This window comes from Afifella marina DSM 2698 (assembly GCF_900102695.1).
GTDB lineage: Bacteria > Pseudomonadota > Alphaproteobacteria > Rhizobiales > Afifellaceae > Afifella > Afifella marina.
The window spans coordinates 747,434-771,082 of record NZ_FMVW01000001.1; the positions used below are offsets into that span (position 1 = coordinate 747,434).

The window sequence follows — 23,649 nt, forward strand, 5'->3', positions numbered from 1 at the left end:
AGGGGAAAGAGGGCGGCCTGCCCATCTGTCAATCCGCGCGGCCGGGCCGGCATGTCTTCCCTGCGCTCGATGGGCAGCTTCCGCTGTGCCGCAATCCGGCAAATGTGATTTGGATGCGCGCGGCCGATGCCGGATGCTCGTCTCATGCGGCCTCGTTCGATCCTGTGTCTGTGGCTGACACTCGCGCTGGCCGGCGCGGGCACACAGGCCTTTGCGGCCGATGACACGCCCGTCGATCTCGAACTCGTTCTCGCCGTCGATGTCTCCTGGTCGATGGATTACGACGAGCAGGTGTTCCAGCGCGCGGGCTATGTCGCCGCCTTCCGCGATCCGGAGGTGATTGAAGCCATCCGTTCCGGCGGCTGGGGTCGCATCGCCGTCACCTATGTCGAATGGGCGGGTTCGAGCCTGCAAGAGGTCATCGTGCCGTGGACCTTGATCGAGGATGCGGCGAGCGCCCATGCCTTCGCCGATAAGCTCGATACGACGACGACCGGCCGCCTGCGCCGCACCTCCATTTCCGGTGCGCTGGGATTTTCCTTCTCCGCCTTCGACGACAGCGGTTATGCGGGGCTGCGCCGGGTCATCGACGTGTCCGGCGACGGGCCCAACAACCAGGGCCTGCCGGTGACGGTGGAGCGCGACCGCCTCGTCTCTGAAGGCGTCATCATCAACGGCCTGCCGATCCTGCTGAAAGGCTCTGGCGGCCGCGGCTTCATGTCGATCCCGAACCTCGACGTCTATTACGAGGATTGCGTCATCGGCGGCACCGGCGCTTTCGCTCTGCCGATCCGCGACGTCAGCGAGTTTTCGACGGCCATCCGGCAGAAACTGCTTCTGGAGATCGCCGATTATCCACCCGAAAAAACGCTCGTGCAGGATGCGCAGGACGCCCCGCGCGTCGACTGCATGATCGGTGAGAAGATGTGGATGCGCTGGCGCCGTATGAACGACGATTATTGAGGCGTCGTCAGCCCGCTACGACAGCACCTTCTCGCGCCCCTGGCGTTCCTGTTGCGGCGAGCGGCCGTAGAGCTCGCGGTAGCATTTGGAAAAATGCGAGGCGGAGACGAAGCCGCAGGCGACCGCCACTTCCACGATCGGCACGTCCGACTGGATGAGGAGATGGCGGGCCCGGTCGAGCCGGATTTCCAGATAATAGCGCGCCGGAGAGCGCCCGAGATTGCGCCGGAAAAGCCGCTCGATCTGGCGCCGCGACAGCCCGGCGTAACGGGCGATGTCGAGCAGCGACAAGGGCTCGGCGACATTGGCTTCCATCAATTCGATGATGAAGAGAAGCTTCGAGTTCTGCAGACCGAGGCGGGCGCGCAAAGGCAGGCGCTGGCGATCCTGCGAGCCGCGCATGCGGTCCGTCAGCGCCTGTTCGCAGACCTTGGTGACGGTCGTGTCGCCGAGATCGACGCCGATGCGATGCAGCATCATGTCGAGCGCGGCCGTGCCGCCAGCGCAGGTATAGATGTTGTCGTCGACTTCGAAGAGATCGGCGTAGGCGTCGGCTTCCGGAAACCGCTCCTGGAAGGCGGGCAGCGATTCCCAATGGATGGCGCAGCGCTTGCCGTCGAGAAGGCCGGCATCGGCGAGCACCCAGGCTCCGGTGTCGAGGGCGCCGATGCCGATCTTCTGCCGGTGGAGCGTGCCGAGCCAGCTGTTGAGTTCGCGGTTGTGGAAACGCTCCACCCCGAGCGAGCCGCAGACGAAGACGACGTCCGGGCGGTCGTCGGTGCGGGCCCGCTCCTTCGCTTCCTTGAGCGACATGTCGGCGTTCATCGCAATGCCGTTGGAGGCGGGGACCGGCGCGCCGTCGAGCGAGATGACGCTCCACCGGTAAGATGCCTGGCCGCTCATCCGGTTGGCGATGCGCAGGGGCTCGACCGCCATCGCGAAGGCGAGCATCGTGAAGTTCGGCAGCAGGAAAAAGGCGTAGTGATGCGTCCGGGACGCCGGTGAGACAGGCTTGTGCGGCTTTTCTTTCACCGACGGTCCGTGCAATGGCACCTCCCACCGACCGATCAGGTCGGGCGCCTATGTCGCAAACGGGCCATTGGCCCAGATTGGAAACGCTAGTAGGTCTTTGCTCGCGTGACAATGGCATGACGCGCCCGCCGGCGGCTTTCCTTCCTTTTGAGGCAAAGCCGTTTCGATCGAACGAGGCAGACAGGCAAAGGGGAAGACTTTTGAAGAGCGACATCGAGATTGCGCGGGCGGCTGCGCGCCGGCCAATCTGGGAGATCGGCGAAGGGCTCGGTATTCCGGCAGAATTTCTGGAGCCCTACGGCAACGACAAGGCCAAGGTCGCCACCCCTTTCATCGAATCCTTGCACGAGCGGCCGGACGGCAAGCTCATTCTCGTGACGGCGATCAGTCCGACGCCGGCCGGCGAAGGCAAGACGACGACGACCGTCGGCCTCGGAGACGGCATCAATCGCATCGGCAAGAAGGCCGTGATCTGCCTGCGCGAGCCCTCGCTCGGCCCCTGTTTCGGCGTGAAGGGCGGCGCGGCCGGCGGCGGCCATGCGCAAATCGTGCCGATGGAAGACATCAACCTGCATTTTACAGGTGATTTCCATGCGATCTCGACCGCCCACAATCTCCTGGCGGCGATGATCGACAACCACATCCATTGGGGCAACGAGCAGGATCTCGATCCGCGCCGCGTCACCTGGCGGCGCGTCATGGACATGAACGACCGGGCGCTGCGCGACATCGTCTGTTCGCTGGGTGGCGTGGCCAACGGTTATCCGCGCGAGACGGGCTTCGACATCACCGTCGCCTCGGAAGTCATGGCCATTCTCTGCCTGGCGGAGGATCTGGAAGATCTGGAACGCCGGCTCGGCAACATCATCGTCGGCTATCGCCGCGACAAGAGCGCGGTGACGGCGCGCGACCTGAAGGCCGACGGCGCCATGGCGACGCTCCTGAAGCAGGCGGTGAAGCCCAATCTGGTGCAGACGCTGGAGAACAACCCGGCCTTCGTGCATGGCGGACCGTTCGCCAACATCGCCCATGGCTGCAATTCCGTCATCGCCACCAAGACGGCGTTGAAACTCGCCGATTACGTGGTGACGGAAGCAGGCTTCGGAGCCGATCTCGGTGCCGAAAAGTTCTTCGACATCAAGTGCCGGATGGCGGGACTGAAGCCCGATGCGGTGGTGCTGGTTGCGACCATCAAGGCCTTGAAGATGAACGGCGGCGTGGCGAAGGAAGACCTCGGCCGCGAAGATGTGGCGGCCGTGGAGCGCGGCTGCGCCAATCTCGGCCGGCATCTTGAGAATATCGGCCAGTTCGGCGTGCCGGCGGTCGTTGCGATCAATCATTTCACCAGCGACACCGAGGCCGAGATCGATTGCGTCAAAGCCTATGTGGGAGAGCTCGGCGCCAAGGCGATCGTCGCCCGCCACTGGGAAGAAGGTTCGGCCGGCATCGAGGATCTGGCGCGCGAAGCGGTGGCGCTCGCCGAGAGCGGCACGGCGGATTTTTCGCCGCTCTACCAGGACGATCTATCGCTCTTCAAGAAGATGGAGGCGGTCGTGCGGCGCATCTATCGCGGTGCGCATGTCGCCGCGAGCGAGACCGTTCTGGCGCAGCTTGCCGAGTGGGAGGAGAAAGGCTTCGGCCATCTTCCCGTATGCATGGCGAAGACGCAGTATTCCTTCTCCACCGATCCGCATCGGCGCGGCGCGCCGGCGGGCCACACCGTTCCGGTGCGCGAGGTGCGGCTTTCAGCCGGTGCCGGCTTCGTCGTCGCCATCTGCGGGGAGATCATGACCATGCCAGGTCTGCCGAAAGAGCCGGCGGCGGAAAAGATCCGCCTGAATGCAGAAGGCTTGATCGAAGGTCTGTTTTGAAGCTTTTAAAGCGGCTGGTGCGGACACCGCACCAGCCATAAGAAAACGATAAAAACGATCATCTCAGGGAAGGAAACAGCATGGCGGAAGCCGCAAAGATCGCACTCGTCACCGGCGCCGGGTCCGGCATCGGCAGGGAAACCGCCACGGCCTTTTTGATGGCGGGCTGGAAGGTCGTTCTGACCGGCCGGCGCGAGGCGCCCTTGCAGGAAACGGTTGCGCTTGCGGAAGCCGAGGAGGGGGACGCGCTGGTCGTACCCGCCGATGTCGCGGACCCGGAATCCGTCGATGCCCTCTTCGCGAAGATCGAAGAGGTCTACGGCCGGCTCGATCTTCTCTTCAACAATGCCGGTGCGAATACGCCAGGGGCGCCGATCGACGAGATTCCGGTCGCAGAATGGAAGAAGGTCGTCGACATCAACCTGACCGGCTCTTTCCTTTGCGCACGTGGTGCCTTCGCCCTGATGCGGCGGCAGAAGCCGCAGGGCGGACGCATCATCAACAACGGTTCAATCTCGGCCTATGCGCCGCGGCCCGGCAGCGTGCCCTATACCGCGTCGAAGCACGCCATTAGCGGCCTCACCAAAACGCTCGCCCTCGACGGCCGACCTTTCGATATCGCCTGCGGCCAGATCGATATCGGCAATGCGGGGACCGATATGGCGGCAGCCCAGGCAAAGGGGGTGCCCCAGGCGAACGGCAGTATCGCCGTCGAGCCCCTCATGGATACGCGCGAGGTCGCGGATGCCGTCCTGCACATGGCGTCGCTGCCTCTGTCCAGCAACATCCTCTTCATGACGGTGATGGCGACCAAGATGCCGTTCGTCGGCCGCGGCTGACCGGCTTCTGTCGGGCGCTTTCCCGCCGGACACGCGCCCGTCGGCAGTCGTCGCGAAGTTTTCCCTGGCTTCGGCTATCTCGGGGCCAGGGAAGGACGTGCGTGGCCCCTCTCGGATGAAGGCGGCGGGTGTGGCGGCTCAGGCCGCGCGCGAACCCGCCTTCGTGTCGGAAAGGGCCGCTTCAAGCGGCTTAAGATAGGCTTCGTAGGCCCGCCAGGCTTCGACCCGCCTTGTATGCACGGGCTCACGCACCTGCGCATGCGAGGCGGTCTGCGTGAGGCGTTTGCTTTCGTGGAAGGCGAGGCAGCGCGGATCCCAGGAGAGACCGGCCGCATCGACGAGCTTCGGCGCGGCGTTTTCCGGATCGCCGACGAGCTCTTCGTAGCGGCATTCGAAAACCGTCTGCGGCAGCGCCGCCGTGAGGTGCGCGGTGAGCTCTTCGTAGAGCCCATAATAGCGCCCGAGCGTGGTGAGATCGCGCCGATAGGCGTGCCAATCTCCAAGATCGGTGGTGAAGCAGGAAAAGCAGGTCGCCATCGGATCGCGCCTGGCGTGGATGAAGCGCGCCTTGGGGAAGAGGAGGGCGATCAGCCAGAGATGCAGGAAGTTGTGCGGCGTCTTGTCGGTGATGCGCGCGGCGGGTCCTGCGATCTGCTTCAGCCGCTCCAGATAGACCGGTGCGATGCGCGACAAGTGTGCCCCGTCCAGGCTTTGCAGATGCGTGGCGAGTTTTTCCGGGGGTACGGCGTTGCGCTCTCGCGTGAAGCGGATGCCGAGCTCGGAGACGGCGCGCTGAAAGAACGGGAGCTCACCGGCCGCAGCCGCCTGCGGATGCGCGGTGACGATCTGTTCCATGAGGCTGGTGCCCGAGCGCGGCATCCCGAAGATGAGAACCGGCACCTCGCTGTCATGGCCGATGCTGCTGCGCTCTGAGAAGAAGTCGGGCGTCACCGCCTCTTTGAAGGCCGCCACCATCTCGGCGAAATAGCCGAGATCGAATTCCGGCAGCAGGGCATTGCCGGCGGTCGCATGGGCGAAGGATTTCTCTTCCCGCTTCAGCCGTCGGTCGAGGCCGGAGAGGCCGAAATGCAGCATGCGTCGTTCGACGCGCGGGTGTTTTGCGTCCTTGGCCATCGCTTCGATGTCGGCATATTCCGGCGGTTCTTTCTCGAAGCGCGCAGCTTCGAGGAGGCCGGCATAGACGACGGGCCGTTTGTCGCCAGAGGCGAGCATCTCCCGGTAGAGTTTTTCGGCGTCTGCGTTGCGGCCGCGGTAGAGCACAAGGCCCGCGAGCCTGAGCTTTGCCGTCGGGTCGCGCGGATTGAGCTCGGCGGCGCGGCGCAGCATCTCTTCCGCCTTGTCGGCGTCGCCAGCGCGCAGATAGGCGCTGCCGAGGGCGGACAGAAGCGCCGGCGCCTTGGGCGCGAGCGAAACCGCTTCCTTGAGCTGGCGGAGGGCGGCATCGATATCGCCGCTTTCCAGATAGGCGAGGCCGAGGAGATGGCGCGGTTCCGGCTCCTTGCGCTTGGCGGCGACAGCCGTCTTCAGCGGTTCGATCGCATCCGCCGGCCGGCCGGCGCTGACGAAGATGCGCCCGATCGCAAAATTGATCTGCGCATCGCGGGGCAGAAGCGTCTGCGCCTGGCGATAATGGGCAAGCGCCGCATCGAGCCGCCCGGCGCGCTCAAAGCCTGCGGCCTTGGCGACGATGGAGGTGGCCATGGCACGCTTTTCCTCCGGCGAGCGCCGCCGCTTGCCGTCGGTCGAATGCGAATTGTCGTGGGTCATGGATCTATGAACATGTATCCCGGCCCGCTTGTCAATCGACGGGCCGGAGGCCGTACTGGCTTTTTGGAAACCGCACGTTTCCCCTCAGGAATCCGCCAGGAAGGCGCCTCAAGCGTGCCGGTGCCGTCGGGGCCGCATCAGTCCGCGGCCACCATCCCGCCGCCGCCCATATGCTGCGGTTTGCGCATGAAGAGGATAAGCGGCAACACAGCGAGCGTGATCAACATCATCAGTTTGAAGTCGTCGATATAGGCGATCATCATGGCCTGCTGGTTGATGCTCTGGCTAAGGACGGCGATCGCCGTCTCCCGGCTCGCCCCGAGCGAACTCGCCGCCTGATCGAGCATCGGGTTGAACGGGGTGATATGCGCACCGAGCTCGGCGTGATTGATCTGGATGTTGTGGGCGAGAACCGTCGTGACGACGGAGATGCCGACGCTCGAGCCGATATTGCGCAACAGGCTGAAGAGGCTGGCGCCGTCCGTGCGGAAGCGCGGCTCCAGGGTCGCGAAGGCGACCGTGGACAGAGGCACCATGACGAGCCCGAGCCCCAATCCCTGGATGATGCCGCTCGAGATGAGCAGATGGTTGTCCATGAGCGGGGTGAAGCTGCTCATCTGATGCAGCGAATATGCGGTGAGACAGAGGCCGGAGAAGATCAGGATGCGCGGATCGACCCGCTGCACCAGCCGCCCGACGACGATCATAGAGATCATCGTGCCGACGCCGCGGGGGGCGAGAACGAGGCCCGTCGTCACCACCGGATAACCCATGATGTTCTGCAGCATCGGCGGCAGGAGGGCGAGGGCTGCGAGCAGGATCATGCCGACCATGAAGATCAGTACGAGGCCGGTGACGAGATTGCGGTCCTTGAAGATCTTGAGGTCGAGGAACGGATGCTCCGTGCTCAGCGCGTGGATGATGAAAATCCACAGCCCCGAGATGGTCAGGCCGAGTTCGATCCAGATTTCCGGCGAGGAGAACCATTCCACCTGTTCGCCGCGGTCGAGCAGCATCTGCAAGGCGCCGATGGCGATGGCGAGCATCGCAAAGCCGAAGAAATCGAAGCCGCGATGCCGGCGCTCCGTATCCGGGAGAAAGACCAGCATGCCGATGAAGGCGACGATGCCCACGGGCAGGTTGACGAAAAACACCCAGCGCCAGTCGAAGGTGTCGGTGAGCCAGCCGCCGAGCGTCGGGCCGATGATCGGGCCGATCATGATGCCGGCGCCCCAGATCGCCATCGCCTGGCCGTGCTTCTCCTTCGGATTGATGTCGAGGAGCACCGCCTGTGAGAGCGGCACGAGGGCGGCGCCGCACAATCCCTGCAGGATGCGGAAGACGACCATCATTTCGAGGCTGGTCGAAAGACCGCACAGCATCGAGGTGGCCGTGAAGCCGACGACGCTGCCGAGAAACAGCTCGCGCGTGCCGTAGCGATCCGACAGCCAGCCGGTGACCGGCGTCATGATCGCGGCGGCGACGATGTAGGAGGTCAAAACCCAGGTGACCTGATCCTGCGTCGCCCCGAGGCTGCCGCGCATGGACGGCAGCGCCACATTGGCAATCGTCGTGTCGAGGATCTGCATGATCGTCGCCAGCATGATGAACACCGTCACCATGGGGCGATTGATCTCGCGCGGCGCCGCGGGGGCCGCCGCGTCCTGGGTCGTGGAATTGGCCATGGTCAGTGCTGCGTCACACCCTGCGCGGCAACGGTTTCATGCGCCTGTGCCGTGGCAGTGGGAAAACTGAAGCCGAGGAAGGCGAGGCCTTTTTCGACGAAGTCCGGCATCTCCGGCGAGCGGCCGGTGTCGACGGTCGCGCTGACGCTCATGCCGGTGCGCAGGGGTGCGTCTTTCGGCAGATCGGCGATGGCGATGCGCACCGGGATGCGCTGCACGACCTTCACCCAATTGCCGGTGGCGTTCTGCGCCGGCAGAAGCGAAAACTCCGAACCTGTGCCCGCGCCGACGCTCGCCACCCGGCCTTTCAGCGGATGATCGGGATAGGTGTCGACGTCGATTTCGACGGGCTGGCCCGCACGCATATAGGTGAGCTCGGTTTCCTTGTAATTCGCTTCGACCCAGACTTCGTCGGTCTCCACGAGGCTCAGAACCGACGTGCCGGAGGTGACGTACTGGCCGACGCGCAACCGGTCCGTCTGGCTGACGATGCCATTGGCCGGCGCCGTCACCACGGTGTGATCGAGGTCGAGTTCGGCTGCTTCCAGCTTTGCAAGTGCCTGCATCACTTCCGGATGGTCGTCGGTCGCGATGTCGGGATTGCCGGCAAGCGCCGCCTTGGCACTCATCACGCTCTGCTCGGCTGAACGCGCCTTCGCCTGCGCCTGCTGCAGATCGAGGCGCGCCTTGTCGAGAGCCGATTGCGAGACGAAACCGCGATCGTGCAGCCGGTCCTGCCGGTTGAACGTGTCTTCCGCGAAGGTGAGGGACTGATCCGCCGATTCCTTGTCCGCGAGCGCCGAGGCGTAGGCGGCTTTCATGCGCTCCACCTCGAGGCGAGCGGAGGCAACCGCCGCTTTGGCCTGGTCGACTTCGACGCGATATTGCGCATCGTCGATGGCAAAGAGGAGATCGCCGGTCTTCACGGGCTGGTTCTCGCCGGCCCCGACCTTGACGATGCGCCCGGCGACTTCCGGTACGACATTGACCTTGTCCTGCTGGACATAGGCGTCTTCGGTCGAGATGTAGCGACCCGAGGTCAGCCAGAAATAGCCGCCGCCGATGGCAAGGACGAGCGGCAGGGCGATCATCAAAGCCACCCGCTTCTTGCGCGGGCGCTTCTTTTCGGGTTCGGAGTCGGGCGGGGTCGGATTCTGCTCGCGTGTTTCCAAGGCTTCCAGCACTTCGCTGGAGCCTTCGTCTTCCTCGAGCGTCTCGTCATTGCCGGGTTGCGCTGGCCCATGTTTCGCCGGGCCATGCTGTGCCGGGCCATGCTGTGCCGGGATTGGGGTCCTGCGCGTCTCCGCGACGTCGTCGTCGGGGAAGAGCGGCTCCTCACGTGGCTTTAAATCTTCACTCATAGGCTTCAAGCTTCCACATGCTGACGCTGCGGTTCGACCTCTTCCCCGGGCCGTTCCGACAGATTGCTGACAATTTTCTCAAGCGCGGTCATCAGTGTCGCGCGCGTCCCCTCCGGCAGCCCGTTTTGTGCTTCCTCGAAGATCTCGTTTGCGAGATTGCGCATGTCCGGCAAAAGCTCACGTCCCTTGTCGGTGATGTGCAGCGTGCGGACGCGCCGATCGTTCGGATCCTGCCGGCGTTCGATGAGGCCGGCGGTCTCCATGCGATCGACGTGACGGCAGACGGTGATCGGCTCCATGTCGAGAAGCGCCGCAAGACCCGCCTGGTTGATGCCTTCGATCTTGGAAAGGCGCCCCAAGATGTGAAGTTGCGCCGCGGTCATGCCGAACTGTCGTGAACTCTGTTCGAAGCGCCGCCTGAGCAGGCGGGCCGCATCCGTAATCAGAAATCCGAGAGAGGTTTTGTGCTCCATGGCCCGGCATATAATAAGCGTGCTTATAATGTGCAAATGAAATGTTCGACAGGTGCCTCATCCAAATGGCTTAGTCGGAGGAGGTAAAAAGGGCGTAGAGCGACAATCGGACGTCGCTCGTGCATTTGCCCTTAACGCCTGCGACGGCTAAACGGCTCTGATGCAGCGCTACAACGTCGTCCGCCTCATTCGCGAAGGCCTGAGCGGCCACAAGGGCTGGCAGCCCGCGTGGCGCAAAGCGGAGCCGAAACCCTCCTACGATGCGGTGATCATCGGCGGCGGCGGCCATGGGCTGGCGACCGCCTATTATCTCGCCAAACTCCACGGCATGACCAACATCGCCGTCGTGGAAAAGGGCTGGATCGGCGGCGGCAATTCCGGCCGCAACACCACCATCATCCGGTCCAACTATCTCTACGATGCGTCGGCCGCGCTTTATAATCACGCGCTGACCTTGTGGAAGGATCTGTCGCGCGAGCTCAACTACAACATCATGATGAGCCATCGCGGCGTTCTCAATCTCGCTCATGACGAGGGCGAGGCGCGCCAGCTGAAGCGTCGCGTGGAAGCGAACCGCTTGAACGGCGTCCAGGCCGAATGGCTGGAAGCCAAGGAAGTGAAGGCCTTTTGCCCGCCGATCTCGGTGGCGGCCGATGCCCGTTATCCCGTGATCGGCGCCACGTTGCAGCGCGACGGCGGTGTCAATCGGCATGATGCGGTCGTGTGGGGCTTTGCGCGCGCCGCCTCCGATATGGGTGTCGACATCATCGAGCAATGCGAGGTGACGGGGATCGACACGGACAAGGGGGCAGTCACGGGCGTGCGCACGACGCGCGGCACGATCGCGACCGAAAAGGTCGCTTGCGTCACGGCCGGCCACACCTCGGTGATCGCCGGCATGCTCGGCCTGCGCCTGCCGATCGAAAGCCATCCGCTGCAGGCGCTCGTCTCAGAGCCGTTGAAGCCGGTTCTGCCCTGTGTCGTCATGTCGAATGCCGTGCATGTCTATATGAGCCAGTCCTCGAAAGGCGAGCTCGTCATCGGCGCGGGCATCGATCCTTATCTGTCCTATACGCAGCGCGGCTCCTTCGACATCATCGAGCACCAGATGGCGGCGCTGATCGAACTCTTCCCCTTCGTGTCGCGGGTTCGGATGATGCGCCAGTGGGGCGGCATCGTCGATGTCTGCCCGGACGCTTCGCCGATCATTTCAAAGACGCCGGTGAAGGGCTTCTATATCGACGGCGGCTGGGGCACCGGCGGCTGGAAGGCGACGCCGGGGTCCGGTCACGCTTTGGCCGATCTCGTCGCCAATGACGAGCCGAACGCGATCGCCGCGCCCTTCACGCTGGAGCGCTTCGTCACCGGCAACCTCGTGGCCGAGCACGGCGCGGCAGCCGTCGCGCATTAGGAGAAGCCCGATGTTTGTGATCTCCTGCCCCTATTGCGGCGCGCGCGACCAGTCCGAATTCTCCTATGGCGGCGAGGCCCATATCGCCCGGCCGGAATGGCGCGAGGATATGAGCGATGCCGAATGGGCCGATTTCGTCTTCATGCGGTCGAACCCGAAAGGCGTCCTCGCCGAACGTTGGGTGCATTCCGCCGGCTGTCGCCGGTTCTTCAATATGCTGAGGAACACCGCGACCGATGAAATTCTCGCCGTCTACAAGATCGGCGAGACCGCTCCACAAGTGCAGGCGAAGCTGCCCGCAACGCCGTGCGGCGAGGCGCCGATCGGCTCGGGCAATGATGCCGTCAAGGTGATGCAGCCGGGCGAGGCCGAGTGATGTCGAAACAGCCGTTCCGCACACCGCAGGGTGGTCTCGTTCAGCGCTCGCGCACCATCCGTTTCACCTATGACGGGATTTCCTATCACGGCCATCCGGGCGACACGCTCGCCTCGGCCCTGATCGCCAATGGCCGCCACATGGTGGCGCGCTCCTTCAAATATCACCGTCCACGCGGCATCTATGCGGCAGGCTCCGCCGATCCGGCAGGCCTTGTCGCCATCGGCGTCGATGCCAAGCGCTTCGATCCCAACACCCGCGCCGCCGAGCAGGAAATCTATGATGGGCTGGTGGCGAGCTCGCAGAATTGCTGGCCGTCCCTCGGCACGGATATCGGCGGCGCCCTCGATCCGTTCTGGCGCTTCATGCCGGCGGGCTTCTACTACAAGACCTTCAAGGGCCCTCCGGGCACCTGGACGGCGCTGTTCGAGCCGCTGATCCGCGCCTTCGCGGGCCTCGGCCGCGCCCCCGACGCCGGCGATCCCGACCGCTATGAGACCGTCAACCGCCATTGCGACGTCGTCGTCGTGGGAGCCGGCCCCGCCGGCCTGATGGCGGCGCTTGCCGCCGGACGATCCGGCGCGCGCGTCATCCTGGTCGAAGAGACGCACCGTCTCGGCGGCTCCATTCTGTCGCGTGATCCCGAGAAGCTGTCGCTTGGCGGCGTGCAGCCGGCGCAATGGGTGGCCGACATCCAGAACGAGCTTGCCGCGCTGCCCGAGGTGACGATCCTCACCCGCACCAACGCCTTCGGCTATTACGGCAACAATTTCCTGGGGCTTTGGGAAAAGGTCTCCGACCACCTGCCGAAAGAGAAGCGTCTCGGCCATTTGCCGCGCCAGCGCCTGTGGCGGGTGCGTGCGAAGGAGGTGGTGCTTGCGACAGGCGCGCTGGAGCGGCCGCTCGTCTTCCACGAAAACGACCGCCCGGGCATCATGCTCGCAAGTGCGGCGCGCACCTTCCTGCACCGCTACGGCGTCCTCGCCGGCAAAAGGCCCGTGATCTTCACCAACAACGATACCGGCTGGGTGACGGCGTTCGATCTTGCCGCCAACGGCGCCGAGATCGCCGGCATCATCGATGTGCGCTCCGATCTCTCCGGCGAGCATATGGCGGAGGCGGCACGTCTCGGCATCCCGATCCATGCGAGCTCGACGGTGGTCGGCACCTCCGGACGCCACCGAGTCAGTCAGGTCGAGGTGCGCCCGCTGCATCGCGACGGCAGCGTCGGCACGAGTTTTTCCCATATCGGGTGCGATCTTCTGGCGGTCGCCGGCGGCTATGCGCCGAACGCGGCGCTGTTTTCGCAATCGCGCGGCAAGCTGCGCTACGATCCCGAACTCGCCGCCTTCCGTCCCGGCCGCTCCTGGCAGAAGGAGCGCTCCGCCGGCGCCTGCAACGGCACCTACGCGCTCACCGACGTCCTGGCCGAAGGCGCACGCGCCGGTGTGGAAGCGGCGGCGCAGGCGGGCTTTGATTCCGGCGATGTGACGGTTCCCGACGTCGATGGCGTGGAACTCGGCCAGGGCCAGTTGAAGGTGATGCCGGAGATGCCTTCACATCTGCCGCCGCATCGCCGCCGTGCCTGGATCGATCTCCAGGACGACGTGACCACGAAAGACCTGCGGCTCGCTCTGCAAGAGGGCTATCAGGCGGTGGAGCATGCCAAGCGCTACACCACCACCGGCATGGGCAATGACCAGGGCAAGATCGCCAATCTGAACGCCTTCGCCTTCATCGCCAACGAGCGCGGCGAGGAACTGCCGGCCGTCGGCACGACGACGTTCCGCCAGCCCTATAAGCCGGTGACGTTTGCGGCGATCGCCGGTCAGCATGTCGGGCCCCATTTCGCCCCGCGGCGGACGACGCCGATGCATGGCTGGCACCGCCGCCGCGACGCCGTCTTCGAGCCCGTCGGCGACTGGCTGCGTCCGCGGGCCTATCCTCGCGAGGGCGAGGATTTCTTCCAGGCGGTGCAGCGCGAGGCGCGTGCGGCACGCACCGATTGCGGTGTTCTCGACGCCTCCACGCTCGGCAAGATCGACGTGAAGGGGCCGGATGCGCGCGAGTTTTTGAACCGCGTCTACACCAATTCCTGGTCGAAGCTTGCGCCCGGCCGCTGCCGCTATGGGCTGATGCTCGGCGAGGATGGCATGGTCGCCGATGATGGCGTGACCGCCTGCATCGCCGACGATCACTTCCACATGACGACGACGACGGGCGGCGCGGCTTCGGTTCTCGCCAAGCTCGAGGATTATCTGCAGACGGAATGGCCAGATCTGAAGGTCTTCCTCACCTCCGTCACCGAACAATGGGCCGTCGCCTCGATCTGCGGACCGAAATCCCCGGCGCTGATCGCCGAGCTTCTCGATGATTTCGACGCCGATCCCGAGCGCTTCAAGTTCATGGACTGGCGAGACGCGACCATGGGCGGCATCCCGGTGCGCGTCTTCCGCATCTCGTTCACCGGCGAGACGTCTTACGAGATCAATATTCCGGCGACCTATGGGCGCTGGATGTGGCGCCAGATCATCGAGAAGGGCGCCAGGCACGGCATCACGCCCTATGGCACGGAGGCGATGCATCTCCTGCGCGCCGAAAAGGGTTTTGTCATCGTCGGCCAGGATACCGACGGCACGGTCACGCCCGGCGATCTCAGGATGGATTGGATCGTCAAGAAGAGCGGCGATTTCATCGGCCGCCGGTCTCTGTTCCGTTCCGATACGGCACGGAAGGATCGCCGCCAGCTCGTCGGCATTTTGACGGAAGATCCCGACCTCGTTCTGGAAGAAGGCGCCCATCTGATCGAGCGGCGCAACGAGCCCGAGCCGCCCGTGCCGGTCCTTGGGCATGTCACGTCGAGCTATTACAGTCCCAATATCGGCCGTTCGATCGCGCTTGCGCTCGTCTCCGGGGGCGGCGGGCGGATCGGCGACCGGATTTTCGCGACCCGCGGCGGCGAGCCGACCGTGCCGGTGCGCGTGACGGAGATCGACTTCCTGGATCTGAAGGCAAAGGGTGCGCTGCCGCAGGCGGTGCGCCGGGAGGGCGGCCATGGCTGAGAATGCGAAAAAGCCCTCTGAAGGCCTGGAGCCGTCCGAGGGGCTGACACCGCCGGAGAGGCGCACGCCGCTGGCGCTGCGTCAGTCCGTGGAAGGAGCGCCGGGAACACTGCGCCTGGCCGAAACGCCGTTTGCCGGGAAGTTCATTCTGCGGCTCGATCCGGCGAGAGGGGGAGAGGCGTTTCGCGAAGCCGCGGGTCTCGATCTGCCGGCCGCGCCATTGATGTCCGTCGTCAACGGCGAGCGTGTCGTCTTTTGGCTCGGGCCTGATGAATTTCTGCTTCTGGTGCCGGAGGCGGAGGCTGCGGCCTTTGCCGAAGGGGTGGAGAAAGGCCTCGCCGGGGAGCATCACCAGCTCGTCGATGTCAGCGATTATTACACCGCCATCGAGATCTCCGGCCGCAAGGCGCGCGAAGCCTTGATGAAGCTGACGACGCTCGATCTGCATCCGCGCGGCTTTCCCGTCGGCTGCGTCGCGGGTTCAAATTTCGCCCGGGCTCAGGGCTGGCTGTGGCTGGAGCACGGGGAGGAGGAGACCGCACGCTTCCGCCTTTATGTGCGTTGGTCGATGGCGGATTATCTGTGGTGCGTGCTCGCCGATGCGGGACGCGAATGGGGCGTGCCGGAACAGATCCCGGCAGCCGACGAAACCTTCCTCACTGAAAGCGTGCATTCAAAGAAAGCGTGAGCGCCTTCGGCGCCACAGCGTGATCGCGGCGGGGGGCAGGCGATGGCAAAGACGGCACATGCGAGCTTCTGGGACAAGATCGCCGAGCGCTATGCGGCGCGGCCGATCAAGGATCCGGAAGCTTATGAAGCGATGCTGGCCGACGCGTCCGGCCGCTTTGCGCCGACGGACCGCGTCCTGGAGATCGGCTGCGGCACGGGCGGAACGGCGATCCGCCTTGCGCCCTTCGTGGCGGAGTGGATCGCGACCGATTTCTCGCCCGAGATGCTGCGCATCGCCGAGGCGAAGCCCGCGCCGGACAATCTGCGCTTCGTCCTCGCCGATGCGCAAAGCGCCTTCGATGGCGGGCCTTTCGATGCGATCTGTGCCTTTCAGGTGCTGCATCTGGTCGACGATCTGCACGGCACGCTGGCTGAGATCCATGCGCATCTGAAACCCGGCGGGATGATGATCGCCAAAACCTGGTGCTTTGCCGAAATGAGCCTGAAGCTGCGCGCCCTGTTTCTCGGGCTGCGAACCTTCGGGCTCTTCCCAAAGGCGAATGCGCTGACGAAAGCGGCTCTGCGTGAAGCGATCCGCCAGGCGGGTTTCGAGATCGTCGAGGAACGCGTCTTCGGCACGAACCCACACGGCCCCTATATCGTCGCACGGAAGGGCTGAGACCCCCTCGCCAAAGGTCGTTAGCGTGCAGGCAACGCGGCTGATGCGCCGGTGGCCTCAACAATCCTCGTTCGAGATCGACATTTCGGCGACGAGATTTTCGTCTGCATCGAGATACCGGAAGCGCGTCACCCAGCCGAATTCGGCCACGACCGGATCCTGACATGTTGATGGCGTCACTCGCGGTTTCATCGTGTTCGCGAGCCAGGTTCGGATGGACGCGGCATCGATGTCGGTCGATGCGAACGAATATCGATAGACGATCTCCTTTTCGCTGGCATCGAAATTCACCTCTTCGAGCGTCGTCATTTCATTCAATTGCTTGGGCAGACGCTCGTTCTGGATGGCGACCCTCTCTTCGACGCGATCGGCGACCTGTGCCTGGAAAAGCATGCGCGAGGCCTCGTCCTGCAATGTGCGCAATCCGACGCTGATGACGACCGCGACGAGAGCGATGGCGATGCGCACGATGCGCGAGGCCGGGACATAGGCTGGCCGTTCGGGAGCTTTCTTCGGGGAGGCAAAGATGAGCCAGAGATTGGCGACCGGCACGATCCCGAGAAGCGCGAAACCACGTGTCCGCCCCGCATCTTTTGCGCGCAGCAGTGCCGCATATGCATAGGCGACGCCCGCCAGCGCAAACATGGCTGGTAAGCTCCAGAAAGCCGCTTCAGGCGGCTCGCCATCGAATACCCCATAGGTTTCGATCACCAGAAGCGTCGCGCCGAACGTTAGCACGAGAGAAATCCCGGCCTGCCAGATCATGTAGATCATGATCGAGCCCTTATTCGACGTGATCGTCTCCTCATCGAGGGGCCCCGTCTTCTTGAAGGTGTCGTAGGCGATAAAAACAAGAAAGCCGATGACCAGCGACGTGAGCAGCGTACCCACGCTCATAGCTTGCTCAGAACTCAAGATTGTCTCCAGATCGTCTCGGGATGTGTCGACAGCCCGGCGTACCAGGCGAACGAAGCGATCAAGTGCTGCCAGAGCGACAGCACTCCGCGAAGTAAGTTGATTCTAAAGTGGGGGAAAGAGCGGCCGTGCATGCCGCGTGTCCGGACAGTCAAGACGGCTAAGAACGGGCCTGTCGGTATCCGCCGAGATGCGCCGAGCGACCGCGCAAAGCGGCGATGCTGCTCGCTACTCTGCTGGTTGCTCTCACGCAAATTTCTCAAGCGTCGCAGGGTGGCTTGAGACGTGCGGGCGGCACTGTGAATGACCGCATGAATACTTGAGGAATCTTGTCGCAGGGGCAAATAGCAGATGGCGGAAATGGACGTCGATCCGCCCTAATACGACCATGATCGCCCTTAAATCTCCGCTCGTCGCTTAGGCGGTAGGTCGGACCCCCCTCAACAGGGGCTAGTCGGGGTGGTCCTGGAGGAAGGCCAGTCAGCCATGAGTGCCATCGAGAAGATAAGTATCGCTCTTCCGCCGCAGCTCGCTGTGATCTTGCAGCAAGCCGTTCGGGACGGTCTCTATGAATCGATGAACGACGTGGTACGTGAGGCGCTTCTGGAGTGGCGTGAGCGACGCGAAACGGCCGGTCCGACGCGACATGCGATTCCGCGCCGCGCTGAGGGCTGACGCGCTTTAAAGCTTCCAACACAGTCGATTTCGTTGCCGGCGATGCGGCGCTGCCGCATCGTCACGGGACGCGTATGTCCGGCTTTTGCCGCATGCATGCTCTCCCGGCGCGCGAGGGCAGAAGCGGGGCGGCGGTTCAGCGCCGGCGCCCGCCGCGTCGACGCGGACGTCCGTCTTCGCCTCCGCCGAGCACCTTGCGCGGCGGTAGCGTGACGGCTCCGGCAAGGTTCGGGAAGGCTTCGACCTTGTTCGGGAACGCCATCGCCGCCACGAAATGCTCCTGGAAGCGCGGCTCCATCGCCGTCTCGATCTTTTCGATCTTTCTGACGACCTCCTCGATCTCGCGCCGGTAGGAGCGGTTGAGGAGGGCCATGCGCGCACCCGTGCCGGCGGCATTGCCGACGCCCTTCACCTTGTCGATCGGGCAGTCGGGAATGAGGCCGATCACCATGGCGTAGGTCGGGTCGATATAGGAGCCGAAGGCGCCGGCGAGCTTGATCGCCTCCACCTGTTCAAGCCCGAGCTTGTCCATCAACAGGCGCACGCCCGCATAGAGCGCGGCCTTGGCGAGCTGGATGGCGCGGATGTCAGTCTGCAGGATCTTGATCTCCTGGCTTTTGGCCGCCTCGTCGCCACGCCAGAGAAGATAGGAGAAGGTGCGCCCCGTCGGCTGAATTCGCTCCGACTTTGCCGCAAGACTGCCGTCGATGACGCCGTCTTCGTCGATGATGCCGGCAAGATACATCTCGCCCACGACCTCGATGATGCCGGAGCCGCAGATGCCGGTGACGCCGACATCCTGCGCGACCTTCTCGAAACCTTCCTCGTTCGACCATTCATCGCCGCCGATGATCTTGATCTTCGGCTCCAGCGTCTCGCGGTCGATCCTGACACGTTCGATGGCACCGGGGGCGGCACGCTGACCGCCGGAGATTTCGGCGCCTTCGAAGGCTGGTCCCGTCGGCGAGGAGGCTGCGACGAGCCGATCTTTGTTGCCGAGCACGATCTCCGCATTGGTGCCGACATCGACGACGAGCGTCATTTCGTCGGCACGGTGCGGGCCTTCCGCGAGCGTCACCGCGGCGGCATCGGCACCGACATGGCCCGCGATGCAGGGCAGCACATAGACATGCGCCCCGTCGTTGATCGGCAGGCCGATCTCGCGTGCGTCCAGGCTCACCGCGTCGGAGACGGCGAGAGCAAACGGCGCGCCACCGAGCTCCGTCGGATCGATGCCGAGGAAGAGGTGGTGCATGATCGGATTGCCGACGAAGACCGCCTCGAGAACATCATCGGGAGTGATGCCGGCGCCCTGGACGAGCTCGGCGATGAGAACGCCGATCGCGTCGCGTACCGCCTTGGTCATCTGCGTCCGGCCTTCCGGGTTCATCATCACATAGGAGACGCGGCTCATCAGATCCTCGCCGAAGCGGATCTGCGGATTGGGCGCGCCGGCAGACGCCATCGTGCGGCCGGAAAGGAGAGAGGTGAGGTGGGCCGCGATCGTGGTCGAGCCGATGTCGACGGCAAGGCCGCAGCCGACATTGTGAAAGCCCGGGAAGATCGCCGTCACGATCGGCCCGCCGCCCTCCACGCGCCCGTCGGTATAGACGGCGCAGGTGACCTTCCACTCGCCGTCGCGCAAGAGCTTCTGTATCTGCGGCAGGAGGCGCGCGGCGATGCGCGGCTTCTGAAAGCCCCATTCTTTCTCAAGCGCATGAAGGAGCCGGTCGGCATCGCCGAGCGGCTTTTCCATGTCGGGCTCCTCGACCTCGATATAGCAGAGCTGGGTCGCCGGATCGCGCTCGATCACCCGCGTCTCGGCACGCTTTCGCACGATCTGTCGGTTGATCTGCACGTCCTGCGGCACGTCGACGACGAGATCGCCTTCGACGAGCGCCTGACAGGAAAGGCGGCGGCCTTCGACAAGCACGCGTTTCTCGGCGTAGCGGTTTTCCGCCTCAGTGACGCCGGAGAGATGGTCGGCCGCGGAGGAGATGCCGTGCTTGGCGAAATGCCCTTCCTGCGCCTCGATCTGGCAACGCCCGCAGATGCCGCGCCCACCGCAGACGCTCTCGATATAGACGCCGAGCTGCCGCGCCGCATCGAGGACGGGTGTGCCTTTCGCAAAGCGCCCGCGCCGCCCGGAGGGCATGAAGAGAACGAGGGGGTCTTTTTGAGGTTCGGTCATGGATGGCTGAGTGTTTCGGGTTTGGTGGCCGCTGGTCGACGCAGCAAAGGCATGCCGCTCACTTGGAGCGCCTGTTGAGGGGGCGCAAGCGCTGCCGATCGGCAAAGCCGGATTCCCCTCCCCCTAGCGGGGAGGGGTTAGGGGAGGGGTCACGCCCACCCTTGATGTCTGCGTCGAACCGGCTCCCTGGAACTTTCAAGTGTGAGAGGATCGCCGCCTCGATCGCTTCGAACGCCTCTCGGCGATTTGCGATCACATCCGCATCGCGGACCCTGAAGACACGGAAGCCACGTCCTTCGAGGAACCGATCTCGGCGCGCATCTTCCACAGGCCGCCCCGGCAGATCATGCGAGGCGCCATCGACTTCGATGACGATCCGCGCCGAAAGCCAGACGAAGTCGACGACGTAGGGGCCGATCGGCGCCTCGCGCCGGAAGTGCGCGCCATACGGTCGGAAGCTCCGGAGATACTCGTGCATCGCCTTCTCGCCGCGCGTCGGCGATTTGCGCTGTTTGCGGGCCCGGTCCCGGACCTCCGGCTCGATCACCGAGCGCGGCACGGAGCTACCCCTCCCCCAGCCCCTCCCCGCAAGGGGGAGGGGAGTTCCGCCGTGCCATTGTCACCCCCCAGTCCTAGCCCTTCTCGCCTCGCGGCCACCGCGGCGGCGGCCACCGCCACCGTCTGCCGGGGCGGGCGATGCGGCCGGCGTACCGCCCGCTGCCGGCTGGTAATCCTTGTAGGAGCGGATCCAGGTCATGCAGTCCTTGTCGGTGCCCATGAGGACGTTGGCTGCGCGCACCGCTTCCATCTCCTGCGGCCGGACCGGGTTCATGATCGCAGATGTCATGCCTGAGGCGATCGCCATCGGCAGGAAGGCCGCGTTGATGCCGTGGCGGTGCGGCAGGCCGAAGGAGACGTTGGAGGCGCCGCAGGTCGTGTTGACCTTGAGCTCCTCGCGCAGCCGCCTGACGAGCGCGAAGACCTGCAATCCGGCCGTCCCCATGGCGCCGATCGGCATGACCAGGGGATCGACGACGATGTCTTCGGGCTTGATGCCGTAATCGGCGGCGCGTTCCACGATCTTCTTGGCGACGGCGAAACGCACGTCCGGATCTTCCGAAATGCCGGTCTCGTCGTTGGAGATCGCCACCACCGGCACGTTGTATTTCTTGATGAGCGGCAGGATCGCTTCGAGCCGATCCTCTTCACCCGTCACCGAATTGACGAGGGGCCGGCCCTCCGCCACCTCGAGCCCCGCCTTCAGCGCGGCCGGAACGGAGGAATCGATGGAGATCGGCACGGAGACGAGCGATTGCACGATCTTCAGCGTCTCGACGAGAAGCGGCGGCTCGGTCTCGTTCGGGTCGACCGCGGTGACGCCCGCATTGACGTCGAGCATGGTGGCGCCGGCTGCGACCTGGGCGAGCGCGTCGGCCTTCACGGTCTCGAAATTGCCCTCCACCATCTCCGCCGCGAGCTTCTTGCGGCCGGTCGGATTGATGCGCTCGCCGATGACGCAGAAAGGCTGGTCGAAGCCGATCGCGATCTCCTTTTTGCCCGAAGCGACGATGGTGCGTGTCATACCTGCTCTTCCTTCACTGGTCCCGTTGCGGGGCCCGTTTTCGGGCGGTGTCGCCCGTCGTTCCGGGCTGGTCTGTAGCGGCCGGCGCCCGGCGCGTCAAAATCGCGCCGTCTGCGCCCTGCGATCTCAGCGCTCGAAGCCGTCCTGATCGATGAGCGCCTTGAGACGCTCGGGCGGATAATCGGCCTCGATCGCCGCAGCTGCGGCATCCGCCTCCGCCTCGAGATCGTCGCCGCAGGAGGTCGGCTCGCCGCGGCGCCATTCGGCGAGATAGGCGTCGGAATCGCGGGCTCCCACCTTCATGGCGCAGCGGTCGATCGCCTCCGTGAAGCGGATCGGCAATTCGCGCTTGGCGCTTTTCCGCCCCGCCTTGATGATCACCTGAGCCGGAATATCGCGCCATGACAGGATGATGCGTTGCGCCATTCGTTGTTCTCCTGGGTGATTGTTGCAGCGCCCCGGCCGCAAGCGAGCTTGGCCGCGACAGGTCGGCTCCGAATTGCGACTTTCTGCCGATTTGCGCAACATCGACGGGAAATTGCGGTGCCTCAGCCGGCGTCTGCCGGTGCCGCGCCGAGGAAGCCCGCGAGATCGCCATAGCCGGTCACGCGCATCTCAAAGGCGAGATCGAGGCGGTCTGCCGCCTGGCGCGCCTTCGCTTCGAGGGCGGGATCCGGCCGCTGGGCCAGATAGACGAGGCGGCGGTAATGCCCGAAATAGGCATCCCTGAGCTCCGGATGCCGGTCGAGGCCGAGCGGCTCGATGACGAAAGCCTCGAACTGACGGGCGAGGAAGTCGGTCAGGAAGAAGGCGTCCATATCGGCGTCGCCCTGGGCGGCGAAGCGGGCGTTGCCGGAATAGAACGCGTAGCAATGCGGTCCGTCGATGCGTGAGACGCCTTCGGCCGCGCAGACCGCATCGAGGTGCCCGCCCGTGCCGCAATCGCCATAGCCGACGAGGATGCGCTCAAAGCCTTGGGCGCGGGCCTTGCGGATCGCCTCTCGGACGGCCTCCGGGATCTTTTCCGGCCGGTTGTGCAGGATGGCGGGGAGACAGGTGAGGCGGACATGGGCGAGCCCGTTCGCTTCGACGATATCGCCGATCTCGCGCGCCAGCGCACCGCAGGCGATGACGAGGAGCTCGTCGGCTTTTCCCGCGCCCGGCTGCGGCGCTCGGCCATCTGCGCGAATGTCGCTCATCGGGCTTTCTATAGAGCTTCTGAGCTCTTCCGGCAAAGTCTGCTATTCAGTGGACCTTGGCGTGCTACAAAGTGTATATACATGAAACGTGGCGATTTCGTCTTTGAGTGGGATGAGGCGAAGCGAGAGAGAACGCGGCTCGACAGAGGTCTCGATTTTGCCGATGCGCCTCTTTTCTTCGATGGCCGGAAGATCGTCGTCATTCCGTCGCCGAGAGATGGAGAAGAGCCCATGCCGGAGAAGAAAGAGCGCATCGTACGATTCACGGCGAATGACCTGCAGAAGATGCGTCATCAAGGCGAGGCCGGTTCGGATTGGAAACGAGCCGCCCGGCAGGGCGTGCCGGATGGAAGCGATCCGGACGACGCGTTCGATGCGGTCCCGCCGGACTGGGTCATGACCGAGATGCCGTTGCCTCGCACAAAAACCCACGCCTCGATCAGGATCGATGCGGACGTCCTGGAATGGTTCAAGGCGCAAGGTCGTGGCTATCAGACGCGCATTAATGCGGTTCTGCGGCAATACTACGAGCACCATCGCGAGCCTTGAGACGTGTTCGAGCACGCATGAGAGCCGGAACCAATCGAGCCCAGGCACCGTTGCACAGGAAAGCCGCTGATGTGGCGGCCTCAGGGAGTTGTGTGATGAATCTTGTGCGTCGTGGTGTGTTTTTCGTGGTCCTCGCGTCTTTCGGCCTGAGCCTGGCCGCCTGCGAACATACGGTGCGCGGTGTCGGGCGCGATGTTCAGGACACCGGCAACGCCGTCGAAGACACGGTGCAGGGCAACCCGTAAGCAGTTTTTCGGCCCGCATGGCCGCGTCCCGAATGGGGCGGCCATGCGGGCCGAGCAATCCCTTGAAAGCAATGAGCGGCGCCC

General features: G+C 64.4%; 22 protein-coding genes. 11 read left to right on the forward strand and 11 right to left on the reverse strand.

The window, feature by feature from the left end; genetic code table 11:
• The first annotated feature begins 144 nt into the window (after window positions 1-144).
• Window positions 145-963, forward strand: coding sequence for a DUF1194 domain-containing protein (locus BLP76_RS03475; RefSeq protein ID WP_092810122.1), 819 nt, complete (start codon window positions 145-147; stop codon window positions 961-963).
• A gap of 15 nt (window positions 964-978) precedes the next feature.
• On the opposite strand, the gene BLP76_RS03480 is transcribed toward BLP76_RS03475, so the two are convergent.
• Window positions 979-1,914 carry a GlxA family transcriptional regulator gene (locus BLP76_RS03480; protein ID WP_092810120.1) on the reverse strand — a complete coding sequence of 312 codons (936 nt, stop codon included), beginning with the start codon at window positions 1,912-1,914 and terminating at the stop codon, window positions 979-981.
• A gap of 281 nt (window positions 1,915-2,195) precedes the next feature.
• Here BLP76_RS03480 and BLP76_RS03485 point away from each other — a divergent pair, with 281 nt between their 5' ends.
• Both BLP76_RS03485 and BLP76_RS03490 read left to right on the forward strand, forming a co-directional pair.
• Window positions 2,196-3,866, forward strand: a complete 1,671-nt coding sequence (locus BLP76_RS03485) for a formate--tetrahydrofolate ligase (protein WP_244514401.1) — start codon at window positions 2,196-2,198, stop codon at window positions 3,864-3,866.
• Window positions 3,867-3,946: 80 nt separating this feature from the next.
• Complete coding sequence (locus BLP76_RS03490; protein ID WP_092809540.1) at window positions 3,947-4,705, forward strand: SDR family oxidoreductase; 759 nt, start codon at window positions 3,947-3,949, stop codon at window positions 4,703-4,705.
• A 138-nt stretch (window positions 4,706-4,843) separates the two neighbouring features.
• On the opposite strand, the gene BLP76_RS03495 is transcribed toward BLP76_RS03490, so the two are convergent.
• From BLP76_RS03495 to BLP76_RS03510, 4 genes are all read right to left on the reverse strand, one after another.
• Window positions 4,844-6,493, reverse strand: a complete 1,650-nt coding sequence (locus BLP76_RS03495) for a tetratricopeptide repeat-containing sulfotransferase family protein (protein WP_092809542.1) — start codon at window positions 6,491-6,493, stop codon at window positions 4,844-4,846.
• 137 nt (window positions 6,494-6,630) lie between these two features.
• Entirely contained in the window at window positions 6,631-8,178 is a 1,548-nt protein-coding gene (locus BLP76_RS03500) for a DHA2 family efflux MFS transporter permease subunit (RefSeq protein ID WP_092809544.1), read from the reverse strand.
• 2 nt (window positions 8,179-8,180) lie between these two features.
• On the reverse strand, window positions 8,181-9,539 hold the full coding sequence (locus BLP76_RS03505; protein ID WP_244514402.1) for an HlyD family secretion protein: 1,359 nt from the start codon (window positions 9,537-9,539) through the stop codon (window positions 8,181-8,183).
• 5 nt (window positions 9,540-9,544) lie between these two features.
• Window positions 9,545-10,012 carry a MarR family winged helix-turn-helix transcriptional regulator gene (locus tag BLP76_RS03510; protein ID WP_092809546.1) on the reverse strand — a complete coding sequence of 156 codons (468 nt, stop codon included), beginning with the start codon at window positions 10,010-10,012 and terminating at the stop codon, window positions 9,545-9,547.
• A 160-nt stretch (window positions 10,013-10,172) separates the two neighbouring features.
• Here BLP76_RS03510 and BLP76_RS03515 point away from each other — a divergent pair, with 160 nt between their 5' ends.
• Genes BLP76_RS03515 through BLP76_RS03535 form a run of 5 tightly spaced genes read left to right on the forward strand, consistent with a single transcriptional unit; the run spans window position 10,173 to window position 16,209 of the window.
• Window positions 10,173-11,423 (forward strand): sarcosine oxidase subunit beta family protein, encoded by a 1,251-nt coding sequence (locus BLP76_RS03515; protein ID WP_092809548.1) that lies wholly within the window; start codon window positions 10,173-10,175, stop codon window positions 11,421-11,423.
• A 10-nt stretch (window positions 11,424-11,433) separates the two neighbouring features.
• Complete coding sequence (locus tag BLP76_RS03520; protein WP_092809550.1) at window positions 11,434-11,799, forward strand: sarcosine oxidase subunit delta; 366 nt, start codon at window positions 11,434-11,436, stop codon at window positions 11,797-11,799.
• Window positions 11,799-14,861, forward strand: a complete 3,063-nt coding sequence (locus BLP76_RS03525) for a sarcosine oxidase subunit alpha family protein (RefSeq protein ID WP_092809552.1) — start codon at window positions 11,799-11,801, stop codon at window positions 14,859-14,861. The genes BLP76_RS03520 and BLP76_RS03525 overlap by 1 nt, the downstream gene beginning before the upstream one ends.
• Window positions 14,854-15,549, forward strand: coding sequence for a sarcosine oxidase subunit gamma (locus BLP76_RS03530; protein WP_092809554.1), 696 nt, complete (start codon window positions 14,854-14,856; stop codon window positions 15,547-15,549). The genes BLP76_RS03525 and BLP76_RS03530 overlap by 8 nt, the downstream gene beginning before the upstream one ends.
• A 42-nt stretch (window positions 15,550-15,591) precedes the next feature.
• Entirely contained in the window at window positions 15,592-16,209 is a 618-nt protein-coding gene (locus BLP76_RS03535; protein ID WP_092809556.1) for a class I SAM-dependent methyltransferase, read from the forward strand.
• Between the two features lie 57 nt (window positions 16,210-16,266).
• Here the strand turns inward: BLP76_RS03535 and BLP76_RS03540 are convergent, their stop codons facing one another.
• Window positions 16,267-17,124 (reverse strand): hypothetical protein, encoded by an 858-nt coding sequence (locus BLP76_RS03540; protein WP_139163676.1) that lies wholly within the window; start codon window positions 17,122-17,124, stop codon window positions 16,267-16,269.
• Between the two features lie 486 nt (window positions 17,125-17,610).
• On the opposite strand from BLP76_RS03540, the gene BLP76_RS03545 reads away from it, so the two are divergent.
• Complete coding sequence (locus BLP76_RS03545) at window positions 17,611-17,799, forward strand: ribbon-helix-helix domain-containing protein (protein WP_092809560.1); 189 nt, start codon at window positions 17,611-17,613, stop codon at window positions 17,797-17,799.
• 136 nt (window positions 17,800-17,935) lie between these two features.
• On the opposite strand, the gene BLP76_RS03550 is transcribed toward BLP76_RS03545, so the two are convergent.
• The 5 genes from BLP76_RS03550 to BLP76_RS03570 form a co-directional block, all read right to left on the reverse strand.
• Entirely contained in the window at window positions 17,936-19,990 is a 2,055-nt protein-coding gene (locus BLP76_RS03550) for an ASKHA domain-containing protein (RefSeq protein WP_092809562.1), read from the reverse strand.
• A 58-nt stretch (window positions 19,991-20,048) separates the two neighbouring features.
• Complete coding sequence (locus tag BLP76_RS03555) at window positions 20,049-20,549, reverse strand: endonuclease domain-containing protein (protein ID WP_092809564.1); 501 nt, start codon at window positions 20,547-20,549, stop codon at window positions 20,049-20,051.
• A 60-nt stretch (window positions 20,550-20,609) separates the two neighbouring features.
• Entirely contained in the window at window positions 20,610-21,572 is a 963-nt protein-coding gene (locus tag BLP76_RS03560; RefSeq protein ID WP_092809566.1) for a methyltetrahydrofolate cobalamin methyltransferase, read from the reverse strand.
• A gap of 126 nt (window positions 21,573-21,698) precedes the next feature.
• Window positions 21,699-21,998: a virulence factor gene (locus BLP76_RS03565; protein ID WP_092809568.1), complete on the reverse strand. Its 300-nt coding sequence runs from the start codon at window positions 21,996-21,998 to the stop codon at window positions 21,699-21,701.
• 122 nt (window positions 21,999-22,120) lie between these two features.
• Window positions 22,121-22,771, reverse strand: a complete 651-nt coding sequence (locus BLP76_RS03570) for a DUF1638 domain-containing protein (protein WP_092809570.1) — start codon at window positions 22,769-22,771, stop codon at window positions 22,121-22,123.
• Window positions 22,772-22,852: 81 nt separating this feature from the next.
• On the opposite strand from BLP76_RS03570, the gene BLP76_RS19025 reads away from it, so the two are divergent.
• Together BLP76_RS19025 and BLP76_RS03580 are read left to right on the forward strand one after the other, a co-directional pair.
• Entirely contained in the window at window positions 22,853-23,320 is a 468-nt protein-coding gene (locus BLP76_RS19025) for a BrnA antitoxin family protein (protein WP_244514403.1), read from the forward strand.
• Between the two features lie 95 nt (window positions 23,321-23,415).
• Window positions 23,416-23,565 carry an entericidin A/B family lipoprotein gene (locus BLP76_RS03580; protein WP_111328809.1) on the forward strand — a complete coding sequence of 50 codons (150 nt, stop codon included), beginning with the start codon at window positions 23,416-23,418 and terminating at the stop codon, window positions 23,563-23,565.
• Window positions 23,566-23,649 lie beyond the last annotated feature (84 nt).